The organism is Aminobacter sp. P4_D5, from assembly GCF_056401815.1.
The window spans coordinates 1-551 of the sequence record NZ_JBFUIP010001234.1; the positions used below are offsets into that span (position 1 = coordinate 1).

At 69.1% G+C, this 551-nt stretch carries 1 protein-coding gene; it reads right to left on the reverse strand.

Annotated features, from left to right (window positions below):
- Nucleotides 1–162, reverse strand: a 162-nt coding sequence (locus AC1DWF_RS37670; RefSeq protein WP_476843516.1) for a 30S ribosomal protein S6, incomplete at its 3' end; no start/stop codon positions are given.
- Nucleotides 163–551 lie beyond the last annotated feature (389 nt).

Genomic DNA, 551 nt, shown 5'->3' on the forward strand with positions numbered 1-551 from the left:
CTTCTTCACCTTGTAGGCGAGGCCGCGCAGGCCCCAGTATTCGCGCTTCTGGACGTGGCCGCCCTGCTCGCCGAGGGTCGTCGCGACATTGTCGGCGATCGTCTCGACCTGCTGCTGAGTCACGTCATTGCGCGCGATGAACACGCATTCGTAGAGTGGCATGGGAGCTCCCTATGGCTGCTCAGCCCGGGCGGCCACCGGACATCGGAGCGCGCAAACGGGCATAGCCGCGGGCGTGCCAACGCCGACGGCAGGGTGGCGCGCAAGAAACATGACGGGCCCCGCCGGTCAATGGTTTTGTGGGGTTTTGTGCCCTCCGGCGCCGGGTGGCGCCTCCGGCGGCTTGGCTCCGCCGCGCTACCCAATCGCCCGGCCAAAAAGCCGGCTCGGCGGCGCCGGCCGCTGTGCGGCCGGATTCTCCTTGCGGGATGAACGCCTTGCGCCGCTGGCTACCTGGCCGCGCTGCGCGCCATTCCCAGCACCACCTGCCTGGCGATCACCTCATCCGGCAATCCCGTCGTCTTCGTCTGGCGCTCCGCGCGTAGCAGGGC